Below are 19,505 nucleotides of genomic sequence, written 5' to 3'. Positions count from 1 at the left end.
CAGAGTGATGACGGCAAAGCCAGACCGAATGACCGCGATGCGTAATATCATCGACCAAGTAAAAGCTGAACTACCGATTTACGAACCGGAAACCTTTGTGTGTGGGCCGGAGGGGCAGTGCATCGGTTGTCCGAAGAAGTTACTGGAAATGGTGGATTCAGAGGTTACTTATTGGGAGTCGGCAATGGAGCGGGGTGTGATTCCGCAGTTTGATGAGATCCGTCGTTTCGGGAAGATGTGCACTAACGTACGTCGCGGACTTGTGCGTAATAACGTTCCACTACTCGGGTAATCTGCTTCAGTAAATAAGTGATTGATAAATAAAGTCCTAAAACTGACACATAAATGTGTGCGTTTGCATATTAACTTGGCGAGCGGTCTCAACTTTGGCCCATGACTCTTGTTTGTCATCTACTAGGGCTTTAAACCTTTTAAATCAGCGATATATTGGCAAGGTCTCACATGGATGTGAGGCAAACGACCATTCATTCTGCTGAGATAAAAAAGTGAGATTAAAGGGATTTACGCTGATGGAAATCACCATAGTGCTCGCCACTTTGGCTTTCATCGCTTTGGCTGCGTTGCCAACACTACTCCACATTCATCGCCAAGCCTATGCGTCGATGTTACACAGTTCCAATTCGTCATTGGGTACCGCGCTTAAATTTTTCAACGCCCGAGTGGCGATAGACAATGCCGTCGAGCAAAACCAAGTCCACTATATTGATAGGAACGTAAAAACCTTAAGCGGTATGCCAGAAGCGAGCGCCAATAGCATTGGCGCGTTATTAGAAATCGATTTGCCGCAGAGTGGCGTGTCCAAAATTGATGTTCCCTGCAAAGGCAGTGACTTTTGTATTATTGGTCAGCAACACCCAAACAGTACCCACTTTGTGTCTATTCCCGATTATCAATTTGTCGACCAGTCAGGTCTTGATCGGGTGGTGTACATTTGGCCGCAAGGGTATACCTTGGCAGAAGAGGCATGCTATTTCTATTATGTAAATCAAGCATCCACAGAGTCTATCGTCCGAGGGCACGTTACTGAGGGTTGTTAGGCGCGCTTAACATCATCTTCTGACTCATCAACACTTCGCCATTGGGGAGAGTGACTTCTCCTAGTTCACCATGGTGCTCAAATCCAAATCGCTCGTACAACGCTATCGCGGCAAGGTTGTCCTTATAAACATTAAGTACAATGGTGTCGTAACCATATTCCCAGGCACTTTTAAGTGCGACAGACAATAGCTGCTTACCTAGCCCTTTTCCTCTGAATGTTCTATCGATATGAATACCTAAAATGCCTGTGCTAGTGAGTTGACAGCCTTCATAACCGCACAGTTCGGCAGGAAAAACCTCTACACTACCAATCAGAACGTGATTGTCCAAAGCAACAAATTGAGGAATCGATTCAAGTTCTACGCGACGTAAAATATTGGTCAGGGTGTCTTTATCTGGAGCCGGACTGCGCAGGTATTTACCTTCGGCATAGACTCGGTTCCACAGTTCGGTAAAGCGCTCGATATCGCTTACCTGGATGGGTCTGATTTGCATTCATCTTCCTTGATTAGTGCAGGTTAGTGATGGTTAAGGTACGAGTTCAGATAAACAGCGAATTTGGTTCGGAATGGGATCGGCTGGCGCACTGGCTCCTGTTGGATTAAACCAAATCGTATTTACGCCAGCTTGCATTGCAGGGTAAATGTCTTTATGAGGCAAGTCGCCAACCATGGTTAACTCACTCACGTTAACCCTTAGCTGTTTTGCGATAGCAAGATAAAACTCAGATTGGTTTTTAGCGATGCCGAGATTGGCAAAACAAAAGTAGCCATTTAAGTACTGGTCTAAGTCGACGCGGACGAATGCACGCTGAACCTCTTCCATGTTGGAATCAGATGCACTGGTCGCGATGTAAATAGCATGATTTTGGGAAAGTGTTGCCAGTGTTTCTTTGGTCAGAGGGATCGTTTCTACGTGTTCCCAATCGCACATTTTTCCTTGTGCGTGAGGGAAATCCACCATTAAGGTGTTCCCCCAATCGAAAAGATAAATCATGTTCGAATCTCCTTTATCCGCACATCATATCGTCTTTTCTAAAATCAGGGGATAAATTGCATCGATAAATGCGATTTAGGTGGCTTTAGTCGTGAAAAGCGCTTAATTGTCGTTATCGTTACAAATGTTTCAGCATAATGCGTGAGTTAGTTTTAAAACCTTGCTTGTCGTAAAACCGCTGTGCTGGTTGATTGAATTCCATCACTTCTAATCGAACTTGTGTAGCATTGGCATCGCGCGCCCATTGCTCACAGGCCTCAAGCAGTTGGCGACCGATACCCTGCTGTTTTTGTTCTTCATTGACGACAATAGTTCCTACTCGACAAATTGGATCTTTGATCAGAAAGCTGACGGTTTCATTCTGAGTGATCATCGCGGTTAAAAAGCCGACTACCTCCTTTTCATGTTCTGCGACTAAAAACAAGCGTTCATCATTCTCGAGAGCCTGAGTGAGGAACGCTCGGTCGTCTTCCGAAGGTGCTACAAAAGCTTCAGGCGCGTTGGCAAAATGCAGTACGTTGATTTGTAGGTTTAATTCAAAAATTGCATCCAAATCGTCAGGAGTTGCTTGTCGAATGTTGACTTCCATTTTACTTACCGCCTGAAAGATCGATAAAAGAGCCTGTAACATAAGAAGCTTCATCACTGAGTAGCCAAGCGATCGCATTCGCCACTTCTTCTACCGTACCGCCCCGTTTCAGTGGAATTTGAGGGCTGAGCCTATCCACTCGGTTTGGTTCTCCACCATCGGCGTGCATATCGGTGTAAATGAAACCAGGTCGAACGCCATTGACGCGAATATTTCGGTCTGCCAATTCAAGCGATAGCCCTTTGGTTAAGGTATCCATTGCGCCTTTTGATGTGGCGTAATCGACATATTCAAATGGCGCGCCTGAGCGTGATGCCCCAGAAGAAACATTCACAATTGCACCACCAGTACTGAATCGCTTCGCCGCTTCTCTACAACAGAGAAAGCAGCTATTCACATTAGTGTTCATTACTTTCTGAAATCGTTCTAAGCTGATTTCCGCCAACGGTGACTGAGTAAATAGAATGCCAACGTTGTTGACCAAATGGGTGACTGAGCCTAGTGCGTTTTCTGTTGCATCGAAAAGGTTGAGCACTTGTTGCTCGTCAGATACATCTGCTTGAACGGCGATCGCTTTTCCGCCATTTGCTTGTATGTCTCTGACCACTTGGTGAGCTGCTTCACTTTGCGCACGGTAATTAACACACACGGCATAGCCTTGCTCGGCCAGTTTTTTCGCCGTTGCGGCTCCAATGCCTCGGCTTGCGCCTGTAACGATGACTACTTTATTCAAAATACATCCTTATTTTTGTAGCGAGTAGATTTTGTCGGTGTAACGCTTGTCGCCAATTTGGTATGCGTCAGGAATGACTTCAGATAGCTCGAATCCGCACTTCATGAGAACACGCTCTGAAGCAATATTCCCTTCAGTGACCGTAGCGGAAAAGCGGTCGATGTCATGTGTTGCTCTCGCCCAATTTAGAAGCGCTTGAAGGGTTTCTGTTCCAAACTGTCGGCCATGAAATTCAGGCAAAAGTAAGTAACCCACCTCTGCGTTACCTTCTTCAATGGCAAGGCCAGTGACGCCAATCGGTTGTTCAGATTGCTTATCGAGTATGACGAGGCAAAGCCAGTGCGGACTGTCTGGTGTCCATGGTAATAATCGCGAAGCAAATTTTTCTTTTATTTGTTTTTCGCTCGGGCGCTCAAAACAGAGCTCAATGAGCTCTGGTTCGGAATGTAATCGCTGAAATAGTTCCCAATCGCTGGCTTCGATAGGTCTTAATCGGCTTCGGTGAGTCTCAATATAAACTGACATGCGTGTCCTTACAGCATTTATGTAGAGAGCCAGTTTCTCATCCTCTTATCTCTTTAATCAAACGGTTGCACTTACAAAAGTGATTTGTGTGGTGAATGCCTGGTTGGGTAATGAATTCTTACTGAATATTCATTTATGGGATGAAAATAACGAAATTTCATACTTGAGACACTTAGAGCAACACGGAAATGATGTGGATCAAGAGAGAACTACCCATAAAGTAGTATTTTGCGATCTATAATTACATTTTATTTGGAAGTGTTGCTAATTATGTCAATAAAAAAACGATATGTTGCACTGCTGGTTGCTGCCGGCATTGGTGTGGGCTGGTTAACATTAGGTGGTACTGCAGCGGTAATGCATTACACCTCTGATACTGAGTTCTGTCTCTCGTGCCACTCTATGGAAATCCCTTACAAAGAGTACCAAGGCTCGGTGCACTTCAGTAATGCGAAAGGCATTCGTGCCGAGTGTTCTGATTGCCACATCCCACAAGAACCGATGGACTACCTGATCACGAAGATTCGTGCATCGAAAGACATCTACCATGAGTTCGTGACTGGCAAGATCGACACGCCAGAAAAATACGAAGCGCACCGCAAAGAGCTTGCGGAGATGGTGTGGGAGCAGTTCCGTGAAAACGACTCTGCAACGTGCCGTTCTTGCCACGACTTTGACGCGATGGAAGAATTTGAGCAATCTCGCGATGCAGCGAAAATGCACGAGTACGCAAAAGTGAACGATCAAACGTGTATCGATTGTCACAAAGGCGTTGCTCACTTTGCACCAGAAGCTGAGCTAGACAGCAAGGCATTTGAAACGTTGATGAGCTTCACCACAAAAACATCACCTGGTGCCAAAGTCGTTTACCCTGTGACTGAAATCGCAATGGGTGAAATGGGTAAAATTAACCCAACGACGAAGTTAGAAGTAATCAGCTCTGAAGGTGATGAGCGTACTGTTAAGTTGGACGCATTCCAAATGAAAGGCGCAGAGCAAGTGCTGTACATGGGTGAAGGTCAACGTGCCATCGTAGCAACGCTAACCGAGCAAGGTCAGCAAGCTCTTGAGGGCGGTGAGTTTAAGGCCGACGTTTACGGCAACGAATGGCGCGCAGTGTCACTAACAGGCACGATCGATTCTCCTGTTGTGGATACGCTTGACCCAGTTTGGTCATACGCAGAAGAGCTAGACAACGTTTATTGTGCAACTTGTCACGCGAAAATTCCTTCAAATCACTTCACAGTGAACGCATGGGGACCAGTGGCGAAGAGTATGGGTGATCGAACAGACATCACTGCCGAAAACCTAGAAATTCTTACTAAGTTCTTCCAGCACCACGCGAAAGATGTGGTTGGTCACTAACGATAAATAGAAGGATAAGATTATGACTAATTTAACCCGTCGTGGATTTCTAAAAGGCACAGGTCTGGCGGCTGGCGCCATGGCATTTACTTCTTTTGCGCCTATGTCTGTTGCGTCTTCAAACCAGCGTGGTAAGGGCATTTTGACTGCGGGCCGCATGGGCCCAATGTTATGTGAAGTGAAAGATGGCAAGCTAGTATCGACCACTAATGCTCTGCCACAAACTGTACCAAATAGTCTACAAACTACTGGGCCTGACCAAGTGCATACCAAGGCGCGTGTGAAGTACCCAATGGTACGTAAAGGCTACTTGGCAAACCCATCGTCGCCAGAAGGTGTGCGCGGTAGTGATGAGTTTGTGCGTGTGTCTTGGGATGAGGCTTACAAGCTGATCCACGAACAGCACATGCGCATTCGTAAAGAATATGGCCCAGCTTCTGTGTTTGCAGGCTCTTACGGCTGGCGTTCAAGTGGCGTGCTGCACAAAGCACAAACCTTGCTGCAACGTTACATGAGTATGGCGGGTGGCTATTCAGGCCACTTGGGTGACTACTCAACGGGTGCTGCGCAGATCATCATGCCGCACGTTGTGGGCTCTATCGAAGTGTACGAGCAACAAACCACGTACCCAGTGGTGCTAGAGCACAGTGATGTGGTTGTGCTTTGGGGCTTAAACCCGATCAACACCCTAAAAATCGCGTGGAGTTCAACAGACTGCGCGGGGCTTGAGTTCTTCCATCAATTGAAAAAATCAGGCAAGACGGTTATTGCGATTGACCCTATTCGTTCTGAAACCATTGAGTTTTTTGGTGAGAATGCGGAGTGGATTGCTCCTCACCCAATGACCGACGTAGCGATGATGATGGGTATCGCACACACCTTGGTGAAACAAGGTAAGCACGATAAAGCCTTCCTCGATAAATACACCGCTGGTTACGACAAATTTGAAGCGTACCTGATGGGCGAAGAAGACGGCGTAGAAAAATCAGCGGAGTGGGCATCGCAAATCTGTGGCGTACCTGCGAAGCAACTTGAGCTACTGGCTGACATCTTCAGTAAAAACCGCACCATGCTGATGGCGGGTTGGGGCATGCAGCGCCAACAATACGGTGAACAGCGTCACTGGATGCTGGTTACACTGGCAACAATGTTGGGTCAAATCGGTTTACCGGGTGGTGGTTTTGGTTTCTCTTACCACTACTCAAACGGTGGTAACCCTGCTCGTGACGCTGGCGTGCTTCCTGCGATTTCAGCATCACTGGGTGGCGGCTCTTCTGCGGGTAACGACTGGGCGGTATCTGGCGCGGTGCAAAGCTTCCCTGTGGCGCGTATTGTCGAGGCGTTGGAAAACCCAGGTCAATCCTACCATCACAACGGTCATGAACTGACGTTCCCAGATATCAAGATGATTTGGTGGGCAGGTGGTGCGAACTTTACTCACCACCAAGACACCAACCGCTTGATTAAAGCATGGCAAAAGCCTGAGCTGATCGTGATTTCAGAACCTTACTGGACTGCGGCTGCGAAGCATGCGGACATCGTTCTGCCAATCACCACATCGTTCGAGCGTAACGACTTAACGATGACGGGTGACTACAGTAACCAACACTTGGTGCCAATGAAGAAAGTGGTTGAGCCGCAAGGTGAAGCGCGTAATGACTTCGATGTATTCGCGGACATGGCAGAGATGCTAGCTCCGGGTGGCCGTGACGTGTACACCGAAGGCAAGACTGAAATGGAATGGCTGTACGGCTTCTACAAGGCGGCGCAACAAGGTGGCCGTGGCTCTCGCGTAGCAATGCCGAACTTCAGCAAGTTCTGGGAAGATAACCAACTGATCGAGATGAAGTGGAACGAGAAGAACGCACAGTTTGTTCGTTACGCGGATTTCCGTGAAGACCCGATCATGAACCCGCTAGGTACGCCAAGTGGTAAGATTGAAATCTTCTCGAAAACGATTGAAGGTTACCAGTTGGAAGACTGTCCTCCACACCCAACGTGGATGGCACCAACCGAGTACACTGGCAATGCAAAAGATGGCGAGTTGCAGCTAATGACCGCGCACGCAGCGCATCGTCTACACAGCCAGTTTAACTACGCGAAGATTCGAGAAGAGTACGCAATTGCAAACCGTGAACCTATTTGGATTCACCCTGAAGATGCGAAAGCGCGTGGTATTAAAACGGGCGATCTAGTTCGTGCGTTTAACAACCGTGGCCAAGTATTGGTTGGCGCAGAAGTGACTGACCGAATCAAGCAAGGTTCAGTGTGTATTCATGAAGGCGGTTGGCCGGATCTGGATCCGAAAACCGGCATTTGTAAGAACGGCGGTTGTAATGTGTTAACGTTGGATATTCCGACCTCTCGACTTGCAAACGGCTGTGCGGCGAACTCGGCACTGGTTCGTATTGAAAAATACACTGGCCCAGAATTAGAACTAACAGCGTTTGAACCACCAAAAAATGGCTAGAAAAAAGTAGCGCTTGAAAGCAAGAAGCCAGCGAATCGCTGGCTTCTTTTTTATCTAGTCATCGTTCGCATTAGCGCGAAGCGAGAGAAACAAACGGCATCTGTTTCTTAATCTGAAATGTCGGGAGTAAAGTAAATACAATCGCGACAAACAAGACCGAACCTATTAAATCTTCAGGGCGATGCATGCCCAGCCATAAGCGGCTATATGCGACGCTCATTCCCCACATCCATAATGACAGTGCAGAGATATAGCACTTGTTCTGTAAGAACAACCCACCAAAGAAAGCCAAACAAATCGAAACGAAAATCGTATGGCCGGACGGGAAAGAATAGTCTTTCTCGCCTTGCCAATGGCGTGTCCGCCAATCACTGACGTGTTCAGAAATCTGGTTAATTACGTTGGCTTGTTGTTTTGTATCTAACTGATAAAACGTTTCTGGTGTTTCAATCAATTGTTCTGCTGCGAGCAATTCCGTGTACGGGCGCGGGCTTTCTGTCATCAGTTTTAGCCCCGTTTTGCTGGCAAAGCCAATCACAAGTAACAGCACTAACATTGAGAGTTTTTGCATCCACTCAGTGCGACTTGGTTTAAAGCAAAATAAAGAAAGCAGTAGCAGTGTTAAGGTAATTAAAAAGCCTTTGCTGCCAGCAGAGTCAGTGAGCAAAGTAAGAGTAATACCCAGACTTTCTGGCACCTGTGAGGTGAGATCGTGATAAGAGCCAAACAGCGACATTGGGATGATGCCAAGAACAAACAAGGCGAGCATCATCAATCCATATTTTTTGGTTTTCATTGAGAGCGTTTTGTTTTATTGAGGGTTATTCAACCACGTGAAAATAAGGGGCTTATCTTACGTTATCTGGCGTGAAAAACTTATCAACGCTTTGTCAATTTGACGAGAGAATGAAGGCTGAGTGATGAATTGATGACATTTATCCGGAGGGTAAAGGCGCTCATCCTTAAGCGTTGGGGTCTTAATCCATCAGAGAACGTAAGTATTCTGCTGCTTTGGTTGGGTTTTCTGCATGACAAATGGCAGAAACCAAAGCCAAACCATGCACACCTGTCGCACTCAGTGTAGGAATGTTGGTTTCGTTGATGCCACCAATAGCGACGATTGGTAAAGACGTGGTGTTCAGCGCCATCTTCAAACCTTCAATACCCCAGTGTTTTTTGGTGTTGGTTTTGGTTGGTGTAGCGAAGATGGCACTCAAACCGATGTAATCAATGGGCAGAGAATCCGCCTCTGCCAACTGCTCTTCAGTCTCAATCGACAAGCCTAGAATCTTGTTTGGGCCAATCAATTGACGAGCGATCTCTGCTGGCATGTCTGACTGCCCGAGGTGAACCCCATCGGCATCGACGGCAAGGGCAACATCAACACGATCATTGATGATTAACGGGACGTCAGTGCCTTCAAGGACCGTCTTTACGGCTTGAGCTCGTTCAATAAATGCACGAACGTCACCATGTTTTTCGCGTACCTGTACCATGGTTACCCCACCTTCTACCGCCTTTCTTACAACGTGTTTGAGAGTGGATAAATCTTGTTGGTCGTCGGTGACCAAATACAAACGATAGGCGTTCATTATGTTTCCTTTTGCCTCCCACTGTCTTTGGAGTGAGAGGCGTTTAAAGCATTGAGAAGTGATTTATCTCACTTGTAATTTAAGACGTGTTGCCAGTGTTTCTTCATCCAGTTGGTAAAGCTCATCCAAAAGATGCATTTGCAAGCTACCTGGCCCTCGCGCTTGCTCTGCCGCAATTTCACCCACAACGCCAAGCACCGCTGCCGCAGCAAGGCCTGTTTCGTCGCCGATTGCTGCGAACGCGCCTGTCAGTGCGGTTAACGTGCAACCCATGCCCGTTACGTATGGCATCATCTCGTGACCATTATTCAGCTGGACGGTTTGCTCTTTTGTCACGATGTAGTCAGTTTCGCCGGAGATCACCACGCTCGCTCCGTATTCTTCAACTAAGAAGTGAGCCGCCCCAAGGGCTGCATCACTACTGTCGAGTGCATCTACACCTTTGCTTTGCGCTTGCTCACCAGCGAGAGCAATGATTTCGGAAGCATTACCACGAATGATTAACTTGTTTGCAAGGCGGGCGATTTCGCGCGAGGTTTCGGTGCGTAGTGAACTTGCACCGCAACCGACAGGGTCGAGCACAACAATTTTACCGTTCGAGTTGGCTTGCTCGACGGCATAGCTCATGCGCGGCGTCCAAACGCTGTCTAGGGTGCCGATGTTGATCACCAAAGCGCCAGCAAACGACATCATTTCTGCCATTTCTTGCTTTGAATGCGCCATGATTGGCGAAGCACCGATAGCCAGCAAAGCGTTCGCCGTGTTGTTCATCACCACGTAGTTGGTAATGTTCACGACTAAAGGCTTTTTCTGACGCACTGCGGTTAATGCTTGAGTGATTTGTTCTATTAACATGAGATTCTCCAATTAACCTTATTGTGCGTTTAGACCTTGTTGCCAAAACGCCACTTCCATACGCGTTGCGGTTTTGAAGACCTGAATCAGGTTTTGACCGCGCTGGCTGTGGATGTCGATTTCAGCCAGCAACTGGTTAAAGTGTTCGGCCCCACTTGCCACGCCTGATTGGAACTCTTCACCGCCGTACAAGTTAATCCAACTTGCGTAAGGATTGCCTTCGAATACCGTGTTTTCATCTTCAATCAGCATTTTACCAATGACGGCGTAGCCGATGGAGCAAGGGGCGAGCGCGGCATACAAGTCAACTAAGTCGCCCGTCATGCCTGCATCCAATACGTAGCGCGTGTAAGCCACCGTGCCAAAATCTTCCGGCTCGTTTTCGAGATCAGATTCCGTCAATCCCCACTGACCGCAGTAGGTAACATGGTGGGCAATCTCTGAGTCTAAAAGCGCATGTACACTTGGTAGTGCGCGGCGCATGTCGTCTAACGTACGTGCTTTGTAGATTGCCAGCGCATAAGCTCGTGCGTACTGCTTTAGGAAAAGAAAATCCTGCTTTAGATAGTGCAGAAAACAAGGCTGAGCCAGAGTGCCTCGCGCCAATTGCTGCACGAAAGCATGCTCAGTGTATTCTTGCCAATCTTGGCGGCAAGCGTCGATCAAATCTTGGTATTTCATTATGGGTATCTCGTTATCAAACGACCCTAGGCTTAGATCCTAAGGTCAGTAGAATTAGTCAAAGCTCGGTACGTAATCTTTCGCTTTTGGCAGTGTTTCGATGATTTTTTGTGAATACATGAATTCGGCATAATCATCGTAGCGCTTCAGATCTACTGCAGATGGACGAAGAGCGAAACGAGTTAGAGTGTCATTCCAAGCGCGTTGGTTAAGATCGTTGTTGAGTGTGTCTGGTGAATAAGCCACAAACTCTTTCCACGACTCTTTTGGATGGTTAACGATGTAAGTGGTCGCTTGCTCTAGTGCTTTGTTGAATGCCTTGATGGCTTGTTTGTCGTAGGTTTTTGCATTGGCTACGAAGACTAACTCGTCATACGCTGGTACTCCGTGTTCTTCAGGGAAGAAGGCTTTAGCTTTATAACCTTCTAGTGCCAGTTGGTTGGTTTCGAAGTTACGTAGACCGCCCCAAATCGCATCCACCTTGCCAGACGCAAGGGACGAAGACAGCGCCCAACCTACGTTGATGATTTGTACGTCAGAAAACTTCACGTTCTCTTGCGCAAGCATGGTGCCGATTGTTGCTTCTTCGTTGCCTGCGATCGCAATACCGATCTTCTTGCCTTTTAAGTCGCCAAGGTTTTCATTCTTACCGTTGTCCAACACCATCAGCGTGTTGAGTGGCGTAGCAATCAAAGTCGCAGAGCGGATTAGTGGCAAACCAGCCGCGACATCGATGGTCAGGCTTGGTTGGTAAGAAATCGCCATGTCGACTTTACCCGCCGCGACCAACTTAGGTGGTGTGCTTGGATCTGCCGGCTCTTGAATGTTGACCTTCAAACCTTGCTCTTTGAAGTAACCACGCTCTTTGGCAATAACGATAGGGCCATGGTTTGGATTGACGAACCAATCCAACATCAGTGTCATCTCTTTTTCAGCAGCAAGCACGTTGGTTGATACCACTGAAGCGAGTAGAGCAGCAGCGCTCATAAGTTTGTTTTTATTCACGGGGTTCTTCCTTTTCTTTCCCAATTTTCTTTGGTTATTTTCTGTAATTACTTGCTTTCCCAAGGGATGGCTTTTTTCAATAATTTATCGGTGATGAAGTAGAGTGAGATAGACAGCACGGCGAGGATAAACAGCGCCGCAAACATCTCATCAATGATCATGCGAGCGTTGGCTTGGAGCATCAGATAACCCAAGCCTTCACTTGAACCTACCCACTCACCGACCACTGCTCCAATTGGCGCAATAACGACAGCAACACGAATACCTGAAGCTAAAGTTGGTAGGGCGGCTGGCAATTGAATATGACGAAGTAACTGCCATTTAGACGCGCCCATGGTCTTGGCAAGGTCGAGGTAACCTGTTGGTGTATTGCGTAAGCCGTCGTAGCAACATGTCGTGACGGGGAAAAAGATGATGATCGCCGCCATAACAACTTTTGAAGCAATGCCGTAACCCAGCCAAAGCATGAGCACTGGCGCGATGGCGAACACAGGGATCGCTTGGCTAGCAATCAGAATGGGCAGTAACCAACGCTTCAGCGGCTCGAACATCAGCATTTGCAATGCGAACAGCAAACCCATCGATAATCCAAGCGCCAAGCCAAGTAAAATCTCTTGCGCGGTAACCCAAGTATGTTTGAGCAGGACATCGTAACGAGTGACCAATCTATCCAGCACTTCAATTGGTGAAGGTAAGATGAAGCTTGGCATGTCGAATACCATAACAACCAACTGCCACAATCCCAAGATCACCGCTGTGCTAATGACCAAGCGCAGAGCCGGATGGGTCACGCGTTCTTTTTTACTAATGCGTGCCGAAACGGAGTTGTACTGAGTCATATCACTCATAGTCTTTCTCCAATTGATCCAAAATCGCTTGTTGCAGCGCCGCGCACTCTCCATCGAGAACCCGTGGCGGCTTGGAGTCTGGAACGACCAAGTGCTGAGCTTGCGCAGGCGTGCCTTGCAACACATAGAGTTGGTGAGCTAATCGCACCGCTTCTTGTGGGTCGTGGGTAATCAGAACAACCGTCTTATCTTTCAATAATTCGGCAGACAAGGTTTGCAACTTATGGCGAGTAACCGCGTCCAGCGCAGAGAAGGGCTCATCCATCAGAACCAGAGGCTTGTCTTGCATCAGAGTACGAGCAAGGGCAACACGCTGTCTCATACCGCCAGAGAGCTGAGCTGGCTTAGCATCCGCGTAATCGGCGAGTCCCACTTGGCTGAGTAAAGTCAGTGCACGTTGTCTATTTTGCTCTGTTGCTTGCTCTTGAGAAAATCGAGAACTGAGGCAGACGTTGTCTAACACATTCAACCACGGTAGCAATAAATCCTGTTGAGCCATGTAAGCGATACGGTCATGCAGTGCAGCGCCATCGGTTGTGATGAGTTCGCCATGCCAGTCAACTTGGTCATCCAGTAGGCCAGCTAAGTAACGCAATATTGTGGTTTTCCCGCAGCCACTTCGTCCGAGTAATACCGTCCATTGACCGACAGGAATGGTCATGTTCACTCCCGCTAAAGTCGGTGTTTGGCTGTCTTTGTATTGCAAACTGGCGTCGGAAAGCTGAATGCCAATCGCGTTAGCGAACATAAGTATGACCCGAAAAAAAGTGATTCACAGGGCCGTGACCTTTCCCCACTTCCAATTCATCAGCGTGTGCGATAGCTTGGCTGATGTACTGTTTTCCTAAATGTACGGCTTTGTGCAGGTTGTTGCCTTGACCAAGGTAAGACGCAATGGCGGAAGACAGTGTACAGCCCGTACCGTGGGTGTTTTGGGTTGGGAAACGCTTGGCGCTGATTAACTCGGCACTGTTTTGCATGATCAGCAGATCGTTGCTGTTTTCATCTTCTTCAAGGTGACCGCCTTTGAGCAGAATGGCTTTGGCACCAAGTGCACGAAGGTCGGTAATCATATCGTTCATTTCAGATTCTGATTGAGGCACTGGCTTACCCGTCAATGCTGCACCTTCTGGCAGGTTAGGAGTAATGATGTCTGCCAGTGGAATTAGTTCTTCTTTTAATGTGCTGATTGCTGATTGCTCAAGTAGCAAATCACCGCTGGTGGCGACCATGACGGGATCAATCACAAGATGCTTGGGTTGGTACTGTCTTATTTTGCTTGCCACCACTTTGATGATGTTCGAATCCGCCAGCATGCCGACTTTTACCGCCACAATATTGAGATCGGTAAACACCGCATCGAGTTGGTTTTCAACGTGATCAAGTGGGATCGGGAAAATCGCAGAAACGCCTTGCGTGTTTTGTGAGGTGATGGCGGTAATCACTGAGCAGGCAAAGCTGCCAGTGGCGGACATCGCTTTGATATCGGCTTGGATGCCTGCGCCGCCGCCGCTGTCGGAGCCTGCGATGGTTAAGACAACAGGGGTGTTTATAGGTGATTGTGCCTGGTGTAAAGATGGCTGTGATTGCTGCGTCATGGTCGCTCCTACTACAAGACGTATAGGAACTGACTTTGACCGTTGTGGATAGATCGATTGTTCGATCGTTTCGCTCGCCAAAGAGGAGCGGCGAAAGGCAAAGTGCGCATAGTTCCCTACGTCAGTGCTAACTGAATCAGGTTCAACGGGTCTCGAATCTCGATCTCAGCCAACGCTTATCGCGTGGCCCCCCGACTATTTCGCTCGGATGATAGCAGGACCCTTGTAGAAGGGATACGTTTTTTGAGAGTAATTATTATTGAGTATTCAATTATGCGAGGTGAGTGATAGAGTAAGCATCTAAATGGTTCGTCGTGTGGAATTTACTAGTGCAACGCTCTGGTGAAAGAGCTGAACCTGGAATATTTAATAAATAATCGTGGTCTCGCTAAGCAAGGATTAGCACAAAACAAGGTTAAAAAACTGTTAAAATTTAACGCGTTGCCAATTTAACTTTGTTGAACTTTTCGACAGTTAATTAGGAAGGCTAAGACGATCATCGAGCAAGGAGACTTCATGCTTAATTCTGCAACAGCGAAGTCAGTGATCGATCATGCTCTCTTTTTAGGGGCTGATTTCGCTGAACTATTCGTTGAACATCATCAAACTAACACCGTCCAGATCGCATCTGGTGAGGTGGACAAGATCAATTCGGGGATTGATTTTGGTATCGGTATTCGCCTCTTCTTCGGTCACAAAGTGCTTTATGGATACACCAATAGCACGGACGAAGCCGAGCTAAAACGCGTAACCTCATTGCTTGCGGCAAAAGACAAGCGTGAGCAAATCGCGTCAGCAGGTTCTTTAAATTTGAACCGCTACCCAATCCAACACGGTTGCCGCATGCCGTTAAGTCAGGATGCCAACTTAGATTCAAAAATCGCGTTTCTATTGAAAGTTGACCAAGCTGCGCGTGCAGAAAGTGATTACATCAGCCAGTTCATTGGTAGTGTGCTTCAGCGCGAGCAGCAAGTGTCTATCTTCAACTCAGAAGGTTTGCATGTAGACGATACGCGTCACTACATTCGTGTGGCGGGTAACACCGTTGCTCAAAAAGGTAATGAGCAGTCTTCTGGTATGGAAGGTCCTGGCGCTCTTGCTGGTTGGGAGTTCAGCGAACAGCTTGATGCAAAAGAGCTGGGTCAAACTATCGCGCAGCAAGCGTTAGTGAAACTTGGCGCGGATGCTTGTCCATCAGGTGAAATGCCAGTGGTAATTGGTAACGGCTTTGGCGGCGTTATCTTCCATGAAGCGTGTGGTCACTTGCTAGAAACCACTTCAGTTGCGAAGAAAGCGTCCGTATTCCACGACAAGATGGGCGAAATGATTGCTCACACCGCAGTGAATGCAGTCGATGATGGCACCATGACCAACGAATGGGGCTCGATTCACGTTGATGACGAAGGCATGAAGACTCAGCGAACTCAATTGATCAAAGACGGTAAGCTAACCAGCTTTATGGTTGATAAAATGGGTGGCATGAAGACGGGTTACCAACCTACGGGTTCTGGTCGTCGTCAAAACTACAAGTTTGCACCAACCTCGCGTATGCGTAACACCTTTATCGAAGAAGGCGAGCATTCACTTGATGACATGCTGGCTGGCATCGAACGCGGCATCTATGCGAAGAAGATGGGCGGTGGTTCGGTTCAACCGGGAACGGGCGAGTTCAACTTTGCCGTTCGTGAAGCTTACCTCATTGAAAATGGCAAAATCACCAAGCCTCTAAAAACAGCAACGCTGATCAGCACGGGTCCAAAAGTGCTGAAAGAAATCAGCATGGTCGGCAAAGACATGGCGCTTGCGCCGGGCATGTGTGGTTCTGTAAGTGGTTCAGTACCAACAACTGTCGGTCAGCCAACGCTGAAAGTCGATAACATTCTGGTAGGAGGCGGTAACTAATGAGCCAAGAACAACAACTTCTTAATGCGGTTGATTACGTCCTATCAGAAGCAAAACGCCAAGGCGCAGAAGCGGACGTCATTGTAAACCGCAACAGCAGCTTTTCTCTGAAAGCGAACCAAGGGCAGTTGGATGAGTACAAAGTAAGCTCAAGCCAAGTTCTGGGTGTTCGTGTTGTGAAAGATGCTCGTGTCGCGACAAGTTATTCTGAATCACTAGAGCAACCAAGCTTAGATTTGATGCTGACCAACGCACTGCAAAGCGCTCGCTTTTCCAAGCAAGATGAACATCAGACTATTAGTTGCGTGAACAGCCAAATCGCGACTGATGTTGCTGAGATTGCGCAAGACGATACCACATCGGTCGATGAGAAAATTGAACTGTCCCTTGCGCTTGAGCAAGGTGTTGTGGCTCTGCCTCACGCTTCAAGCTCACCATACAATGGTTACAGTGACGGTGAAACTCAGCTCATCATCGCGAATACTCAAGGTACGTTATGTCAACATTTCGAGCGATCGTTCACTTGTTACGCGTATACCTTGTTTGAAAAAGACGGCAAACAGTCGATGGCGGGAAGAATGTCGCTAGGTCGCCGTTTTGATGAGTTGGATCCAGCTTATTGTATAGAAGGCGGTTACAACCTTGCTCGCGATCTTCTGGAAGGCGCTCCGGTTGCGACAGGTAACTACCCTGCTATTTTCCACATCAATGCTTTAAGCAGCCTGTTTGGTGCATTCGGCAGTGCGTTTTCTGGTGTGAGTGCGATGAAAGGCATCTCGCCACTGGGTGACAAGCTTGGTCAAAGCGTTGCAAGTGAACTGATCACCTTTACCGATGCGGCTTACATGCCAAATGGTATGGCAATCGCGAGTTTTGATAGTGAAGGCTTCGCTACTCAAGATAATGTGATGATTGCTAATGGTGAGTTGAAAACCTTGCTACACAACAGCCAGACCGCAAGTTACTTGGGCGCAGTCTCGACAGCAAGTGCCGCTCGCGGTGCAAAATCGAGCCTAGACGTATCGGCAAATCATAAAGTGATTGCGACAGGCAACAGCAGTGCGCCAGAAGTCAAAGCAGGTGAATACCTAGAATTAGTCGAACTGCAAGGAGTTCACTCTGGTGCAGATGCTGTCAGTGGTGATTTCTCATTTGGTGCGAGTGGCTTCTTGTGCCGTGATGGAGAGCGCGTTCAACCAGTTCGTGGGATCACGGTAGCGGGTAACTTCTACAAGATGCTGCAAGAAGTTGAGGCAGTAGGTGATACTCAGCTAATCAACGATAGCCGCACTTTCTTCTCGCCAGACGTTCGCTTTGCTCGTTTGAGCATTGGTGGTAAATAAGCGTTGCATAGAAAGTCAGAAACAAAAAAAGAGGACTCAATCGAGTCCTCTTTCATCATCTAGCAACGTGTACGCGAATAACTAAAATTCGCGGATGTCCAACTCATTGTGGATCAATACTACACACTGAGAAGCGAAAAGCATCTTAGGACCTAAGCTGATCTTCTCTGTGCCAAGGCGCTTTAAGCTGTTAAAAGACTTTTTCGGCATCGGTATATGGTCAGTTAGCAAGAAACATGGATTTTCACCAATTTCTGCATCACGAACAAATTCGCCTTTCTTATCCAGCATATATAGTTGGTGCTCTTCTGCCAGCTCTTGTACTAGGCGTTCAAAGCTCACTGTACGAACGGTAATACCAAGTTCGACTTCACGAAGTTGCTCTTTACCCATACCAACCGAAGCATCCAAAGCGCGAGCCACTGCTGCAATCAACGTTGACTCGTGAAAACCGCCAATATTGGTAATGTCGTTTGAACGAATGGTAATCGTGCGCGAGTAATCCTTTGTGCTCTCTAATACTAAGTGGACAACCACATCTTCACGGTGAGATTGTGCAACGAACATGGTGTTCATCATGGTATGAGCAAGGATCTCGGTATGCGCCTCGTTACCAACACCTTCTAATAGTGCTTTGCTGGTGGTTGGCGCCGCGCGAGCTCGTAAAACAAAAGAGCGCATGAATTTAGCCTCTATATAGGAAGAGTGAATGCGCGGAAGTATATACCCAAGCAGGGAACGGATGCGAGTTTAATAGTAAATGTGAACTTACTTACAAAGCTTCGATTGTCGTGCGGAGTGTGCTGGTTAGAATAGGAGGCAACCCTGTTAGGAGCGGTATATGGAAATCAAAAAGATAAATAAAGACATTTATAAAAAGAAAGTAAACCTGGTGATTGGCGGTTTTGTTGCGTTGCTCGCTATCTCATCTCTTGCCTTTAGTACCTTGCTTATTGTTTTGTTTGGCAACACTGAAGTCGTACCTGAACAATCAACGGGAAACTTTCATTGGAATTTGATTGGTGTCCTTCTCGCAGTCGCAACTTCCCTCTCTTTATTGAATCAAATTAAAACTCGGCCATACATGGAAGAGGTGTTGTACGTTTGGAAGCTCAAGCAACTGCACAACAAAATATTTCGTAAACTAAAAAGCATTAAAGCAGCCGCGAGCAATGACGATGTAAAAGCGCTCACTACGCTTAAGTTCTATTACACAACGCAACAACAAGTGTTTGAGTTAGACAACAACACATTGACGATGAGTAGTGTAAATAAAGAATTAGAGGCAATTGAGCAAATCGAAGCGGAGCAATCACTGGATCTTGATATCACCAGCTTTAAAGAGAGCTGGGTAGACACATACTGATTGCCTATTTGCTACTTGAAGTTAACAACTGAGTGCTAAAATTAAGCGTTTGAGTGAGATTTAATCACTCGACGCTTTTTTTTAGTTTTTTTTCTAAAAAGGGGTTGCCAAGAAAAATCATCTCTCTATAATGCGCCTCCGTTGTCAGGGCAAAGCGGAAACGCAAAAGCAATTGGCAATAAGGCGAAAGAAAAGCTTCTAAAAATTAATTTAAAAAAGTGTTTGACACTGAAAGTTAATTCCTTAGAATACGCCTCCGCTTCGATAGCAAAGCTTACGAAGCAAGCTCTTTAACAATATAGACCTATCAATCTGTGTGGGCACTCGTTGATGATAATCCAATTAGAAGCTTCGGCTTCAAATTAGGTTTCAATGAAACGAAGTGACCATTCGAATTGGAAAGCAGCCTTGAGCTGTTTTATTTCACTTTTTAAAAGTGAAAACCAATAAGAGCACAGTCAATTCAAACATTACTTTATGTAATGTTCAGTATTCATTGAGCCGAACAAAATCTTAAATTGAAGAGTTTGATCATGGCTCAGATTGAACGCTGGCGGCAGGCCTAACACATGCAAGTC

The 19,505-nt window shown here is 47.1% G+C and carries 21 protein-coding genes, 1 rRNA gene and 1 riboswitch; of the genes, 8 read left to right on the top strand and 14 right to left on the bottom strand.

The features are described 5' to 3' along the window. Positions 1 to 7: 7 nt before the first annotated feature. Positions 8 to 292 (top strand): hypothetical protein, encoded by a 285-nt coding sequence (locus FKN08_RS14710; RefSeq protein ID WP_006740989.1) that lies wholly within the window; start codon positions 8 to 10, stop codon positions 290 to 292. A gap of 238 nt (positions 293 to 530) precedes the next feature. Beyond that, the gene (locus FKN08_RS14705; protein ID WP_170892399.1) at positions 531 to 1,058 is read left to right on the top strand and encodes a hypothetical protein; all 528 of its coding nucleotides are present in this window, start codon (positions 531 to 533) and stop codon (positions 1,056 to 1,058) included. Here the strand turns inward: FKN08_RS14705 and FKN08_RS14700 are convergent. From FKN08_RS14700 to FKN08_RS14680, 5 genes are all read right to left on the bottom strand, one after another. Next, positions 1,042 to 1,554 (bottom strand): GNAT family N-acetyltransferase, encoded by a 513-nt coding sequence (locus FKN08_RS14700; protein ID WP_170892398.1) that lies wholly within the window; start codon positions 1,552 to 1,554, stop codon positions 1,042 to 1,044. The genes FKN08_RS14705 and FKN08_RS14700 overlap by 17 nt on opposite strands. A gap of 33 nt (positions 1,555 to 1,587) precedes the next feature. Then, positions 1,588 to 2,055 carry an HAD family hydrolase gene (locus tag FKN08_RS14695; RefSeq protein ID WP_170892397.1) on the bottom strand — a complete coding sequence of 156 codons (468 nt, stop codon included), beginning with the start codon at positions 2,053 to 2,055 and terminating at the stop codon, positions 1,588 to 1,590. 118 nt (positions 2,056 to 2,173) lie between these two features. Continuing rightward, entirely contained in the window at positions 2,174 to 2,644 is a 471-nt protein-coding gene (locus FKN08_RS14690; RefSeq protein ID WP_170892396.1) for a GNAT family N-acetyltransferase, read from the bottom strand. A gap of 1 nt (position 2,645) precedes the next feature. Then, positions 2,646 to 3,377, bottom strand: coding sequence for a glucose 1-dehydrogenase (locus FKN08_RS14685; RefSeq protein WP_006740993.1), 732 nt, complete (start codon positions 3,375 to 3,377; stop codon positions 2,646 to 2,648). Positions 3,378 to 3,386: 9 nt separating this feature from the next. Continuing rightward, positions 3,387 to 3,902 carry a GNAT family N-acetyltransferase gene (locus FKN08_RS14680; protein WP_170892395.1) on the bottom strand — a complete coding sequence of 172 codons (516 nt, stop codon included), beginning with the start codon at positions 3,900 to 3,902 and terminating at the stop codon, positions 3,387 to 3,389. 270 nt (positions 3,903 to 4,172) lie between these two features. Here FKN08_RS14680 and FKN08_RS14675 point away from each other — a divergent pair, with 270 nt between their 5' ends. Both FKN08_RS14675 and FKN08_RS14670 read left to right on the top strand, forming a co-directional pair. Further along, the gene (locus tag FKN08_RS14675; RefSeq protein WP_170892394.1) at positions 4,173 to 5,267 is read left to right on the top strand and encodes a NapC/NirT family cytochrome c; all 1,095 of its coding nucleotides are present in this window, start codon (positions 4,173 to 4,175) and stop codon (positions 5,265 to 5,267) included. 22 nt (positions 5,268 to 5,289) lie between these two features. Then, the gene (locus tag FKN08_RS14670; RefSeq protein ID WP_170892393.1) at positions 5,290 to 7,737 is read left to right on the top strand and encodes a trimethylamine-N-oxide reductase 2; all 2,448 of its coding nucleotides are present in this window, start codon (positions 5,290 to 5,292) and stop codon (positions 7,735 to 7,737) included. Between the two features lie 70 nt (positions 7,738 to 7,807). Here FKN08_RS14670 and FKN08_RS14665 read toward each other — a convergent pair whose 3' ends face one another. From FKN08_RS14665 to thiD, 8 genes are all read right to left on the bottom strand, one after another. After that, positions 7,808 to 8,533: a phosphatase PAP2 family protein gene (locus tag FKN08_RS14665; protein ID WP_170892392.1), complete on the bottom strand. Its 726-nt coding sequence runs from the start codon at positions 8,531 to 8,533 to the stop codon at positions 7,808 to 7,810. A 181-nt stretch (positions 8,534 to 8,714) separates the two neighbouring features. After that, positions 8,715 to 9,329 carry a thiamine phosphate synthase gene (gene thiE / locus FKN08_RS14660; RefSeq protein WP_170892391.1) on the bottom strand — a complete coding sequence of 205 codons (615 nt, stop codon included), beginning with the start codon at positions 9,327 to 9,329 and terminating at the stop codon, positions 8,715 to 8,717. 63 nt (positions 9,330 to 9,392) lie between these two features. Further along, positions 9,393 to 10,184 (bottom strand): hydroxyethylthiazole kinase, encoded by a 792-nt coding sequence (gene thiM / locus FKN08_RS14655; RefSeq protein ID WP_020841677.1) that lies wholly within the window; start codon positions 10,182 to 10,184, stop codon positions 9,393 to 9,395. A gap of 18 nt (positions 10,185 to 10,202) precedes the next feature. After that, on the bottom strand, positions 10,203 to 10,865 hold the full coding sequence (gene tenA / locus FKN08_RS14650; protein WP_170892390.1) for a thiaminase II: 663 nt from the start codon (positions 10,863 to 10,865) through the stop codon (positions 10,203 to 10,205). 54 nt (positions 10,866 to 10,919) lie between these two features. After that, positions 10,920 to 11,870, bottom strand: a complete 951-nt coding sequence (locus tag FKN08_RS14645) for an ABC transporter substrate-binding protein (RefSeq protein WP_170892389.1) — start codon at positions 11,868 to 11,870, stop codon at positions 10,920 to 10,922. A gap of 47 nt (positions 11,871 to 11,917) precedes the next feature. Then, complete coding sequence (locus FKN08_RS14640) at positions 11,918 to 12,718, bottom strand: ABC transporter permease (RefSeq protein WP_170892388.1); 801 nt, start codon at positions 12,716 to 12,718, stop codon at positions 11,918 to 11,920. After that, positions 12,711 to 13,466, bottom strand: coding sequence for an ABC transporter ATP-binding protein (locus tag FKN08_RS14635; protein WP_170892387.1), 756 nt, complete (start codon positions 13,464 to 13,466; stop codon positions 12,711 to 12,713). Before FKN08_RS14635 ends, FKN08_RS14640 begins: the two co-directional genes overlap by 8 nt. Then, the gene (thiD, locus tag FKN08_RS14630; RefSeq protein ID WP_170892386.1) at positions 13,456 to 14,316 is read right to left on the bottom strand and encodes a bifunctional hydroxymethylpyrimidine kinase/phosphomethylpyrimidine kinase; all 861 of its coding nucleotides are present in this window, start codon (positions 14,314 to 14,316) and stop codon (positions 13,456 to 13,458) included. The genes FKN08_RS14635 and thiD overlap by 11 nt, the downstream gene beginning before the upstream one ends. A 96-nt stretch (positions 14,317 to 14,412) precedes the next feature. Further along, a riboswitch (TPP riboswitch) is annotated at positions 14,413 to 14,520 on the bottom strand. A gap of 312 nt (positions 14,521 to 14,832) precedes the next feature. Between thiD and FKN08_RS14625 the strand changes: the two genes are divergently transcribed. Then, positions 14,833 to 16,218, top strand: coding sequence for a TldD/PmbA family protein (locus FKN08_RS14625; RefSeq protein ID WP_170892385.1), 1,386 nt, complete (start codon positions 14,833 to 14,835; stop codon positions 16,216 to 16,218). Further along, entirely contained in the window at positions 16,218 to 17,561 is a 1,344-nt protein-coding gene (locus FKN08_RS14620) for a TldD/PmbA family protein (RefSeq protein WP_170892384.1), read from the top strand. Before FKN08_RS14625 ends, FKN08_RS14620 begins: the two co-directional genes overlap by 1 nt. 81 nt (positions 17,562 to 17,642) lie before the next feature. Here FKN08_RS14620 and trmY read toward each other — a convergent pair whose 3' ends face one another. Next, a complete protein-coding gene (gene trmY, locus FKN08_RS14615; RefSeq protein ID WP_170892383.1) occupies positions 17,643 to 18,242 on the bottom strand; it encodes a tRNA (pseudouridine(54)-N(1))-methyltransferase TrmY in 600 nt (199 codons plus the stop codon). A gap of 160 nt (positions 18,243 to 18,402) precedes the next feature. Here trmY and FKN08_RS14610 point away from each other — a divergent pair, with 160 nt between their 5' ends. Beyond that, the gene (locus FKN08_RS14610; protein WP_005391841.1) at positions 18,403 to 18,927 is read left to right on the top strand and encodes a DUF3087 domain-containing protein; all 525 of its coding nucleotides are present in this window, start codon (positions 18,403 to 18,405) and stop codon (positions 18,925 to 18,927) included. Positions 18,928 to 19,442: 515 nt separating this feature from the next. Then, positions 19,443 to 19,505, top strand: a 16S ribosomal RNA gene (locus tag FKN08_RS14605); the annotation flags it as partial.

The sequence above is a fragment of the Vibrio sp. 1-2 (7-a) genome (assembly GCF_013048515.1).
GTDB lineage: Bacteria > Pseudomonadota > Gammaproteobacteria > Enterobacterales > Vibrionaceae > Vibrio > Vibrio diabolicus.
This window is presented reverse-complemented; position numbering and strand designations above follow the sequence as displayed.

Excerpts from the sequence above, each read along its gene's own strand:
- FKN08_RS14710 (WP_006740989.1), top strand. The coding sequence starts at position 8 with ATGACGGCAAAGCCAGACCGAATGACCGCGATGCGTAATATCATCGAC.
- FKN08_RS14705 (WP_170892399.1), top strand. The coding sequence starts at position 531 with ATGGAAATCACCATAGTGCTCGCCACTTTGGCTTTCATCGCTTTGGCT.
- FKN08_RS14700 (WP_170892398.1), bottom strand. The coding sequence starts at position 1,554 with ATGCAAATCAGACCCATCCAGGTAAGCGATATCGAGCGCTTTACCGAA.
- FKN08_RS14695 (WP_170892397.1), bottom strand. The coding sequence starts at position 2,055 with ATGATTTATCTTTTCGATTGGGGGAACACCTTAATGGTGGATTTCCCT.
- FKN08_RS14690 (WP_170892396.1), bottom strand. The coding sequence starts at position 2,644 with ATGGAAGTCAACATTCGACAAGCAACTCCTGACGATTTGGATGCAATT.
- FKN08_RS14680 (WP_170892395.1), bottom strand. The coding sequence starts at position 3,902 with ATGTCAGTTTATATTGAGACTCACCGAAGCCGATTAAGACCTATCGAA.
- FKN08_RS14675 (WP_170892394.1), top strand. The coding sequence starts at position 4,173 with ATGTCAATAAAAAAACGATATGTTGCACTGCTGGTTGCTGCCGGCATT.
- FKN08_RS14670 (WP_170892393.1), top strand. The coding sequence starts at position 5,290 with ATGACTAATTTAACCCGTCGTGGATTTCTAAAAGGCACAGGTCTGGCG.
- FKN08_RS14665 (WP_170892392.1), bottom strand. The coding sequence starts at position 8,533 with ATGAAAACCAAAAAATATGGATTGATGATGCTCGCCTTGTTTGTTCTT.
- thiE (WP_170892391.1), bottom strand. The coding sequence starts at position 9,329 with ATGAACGCCTATCGTTTGTATTTGGTCACCGACGACCAACAAGATTTA.
- thiM (WP_020841677.1), bottom strand. The coding sequence starts at position 10,184 with ATGTTAATAGAACAAATCACTCAAGCATTAACCGCAGTGCGTCAGAAA.
- tenA (WP_170892390.1), bottom strand. The coding sequence starts at position 10,865 with ATGAAATACCAAGATTTGATCGACGCTTGCCGCCAAGATTGGCAAGAA.
- FKN08_RS14640 (WP_170892388.1), bottom strand. The coding sequence starts at position 12,718 with ATGAGTGATATGACTCAGTACAACTCCGTTTCGGCACGCATTAGTAAA.
- FKN08_RS14635 (WP_170892387.1), bottom strand. The coding sequence starts at position 13,466 with ATGTTCGCTAACGCGATTGGCATTCAGCTTTCCGACGCCAGTTTGCAA.
- thiD (WP_170892386.1), bottom strand. The coding sequence starts at position 14,316 with ATGACGCAGCAATCACAGCCATCTTTACACCAGGCACAATCACCTATA.
- FKN08_RS14625 (WP_170892385.1), top strand. The coding sequence starts at position 14,833 with ATGCTTAATTCTGCAACAGCGAAGTCAGTGATCGATCATGCTCTCTTT.
- FKN08_RS14620 (WP_170892384.1), top strand. The coding sequence starts at position 16,218 with ATGAGCCAAGAACAACAACTTCTTAATGCGGTTGATTACGTCCTATCA.
- trmY (WP_170892383.1), bottom strand. The coding sequence starts at position 18,242 with ATGCGCTCTTTTGTTTTACGAGCTCGCGCGGCGCCAACCACCAGCAAA.
- FKN08_RS14610 (WP_005391841.1), top strand. The coding sequence starts at position 18,403 with ATGGAAATCAAAAAGATAAATAAAGACATTTATAAAAAGAAAGTAAAC.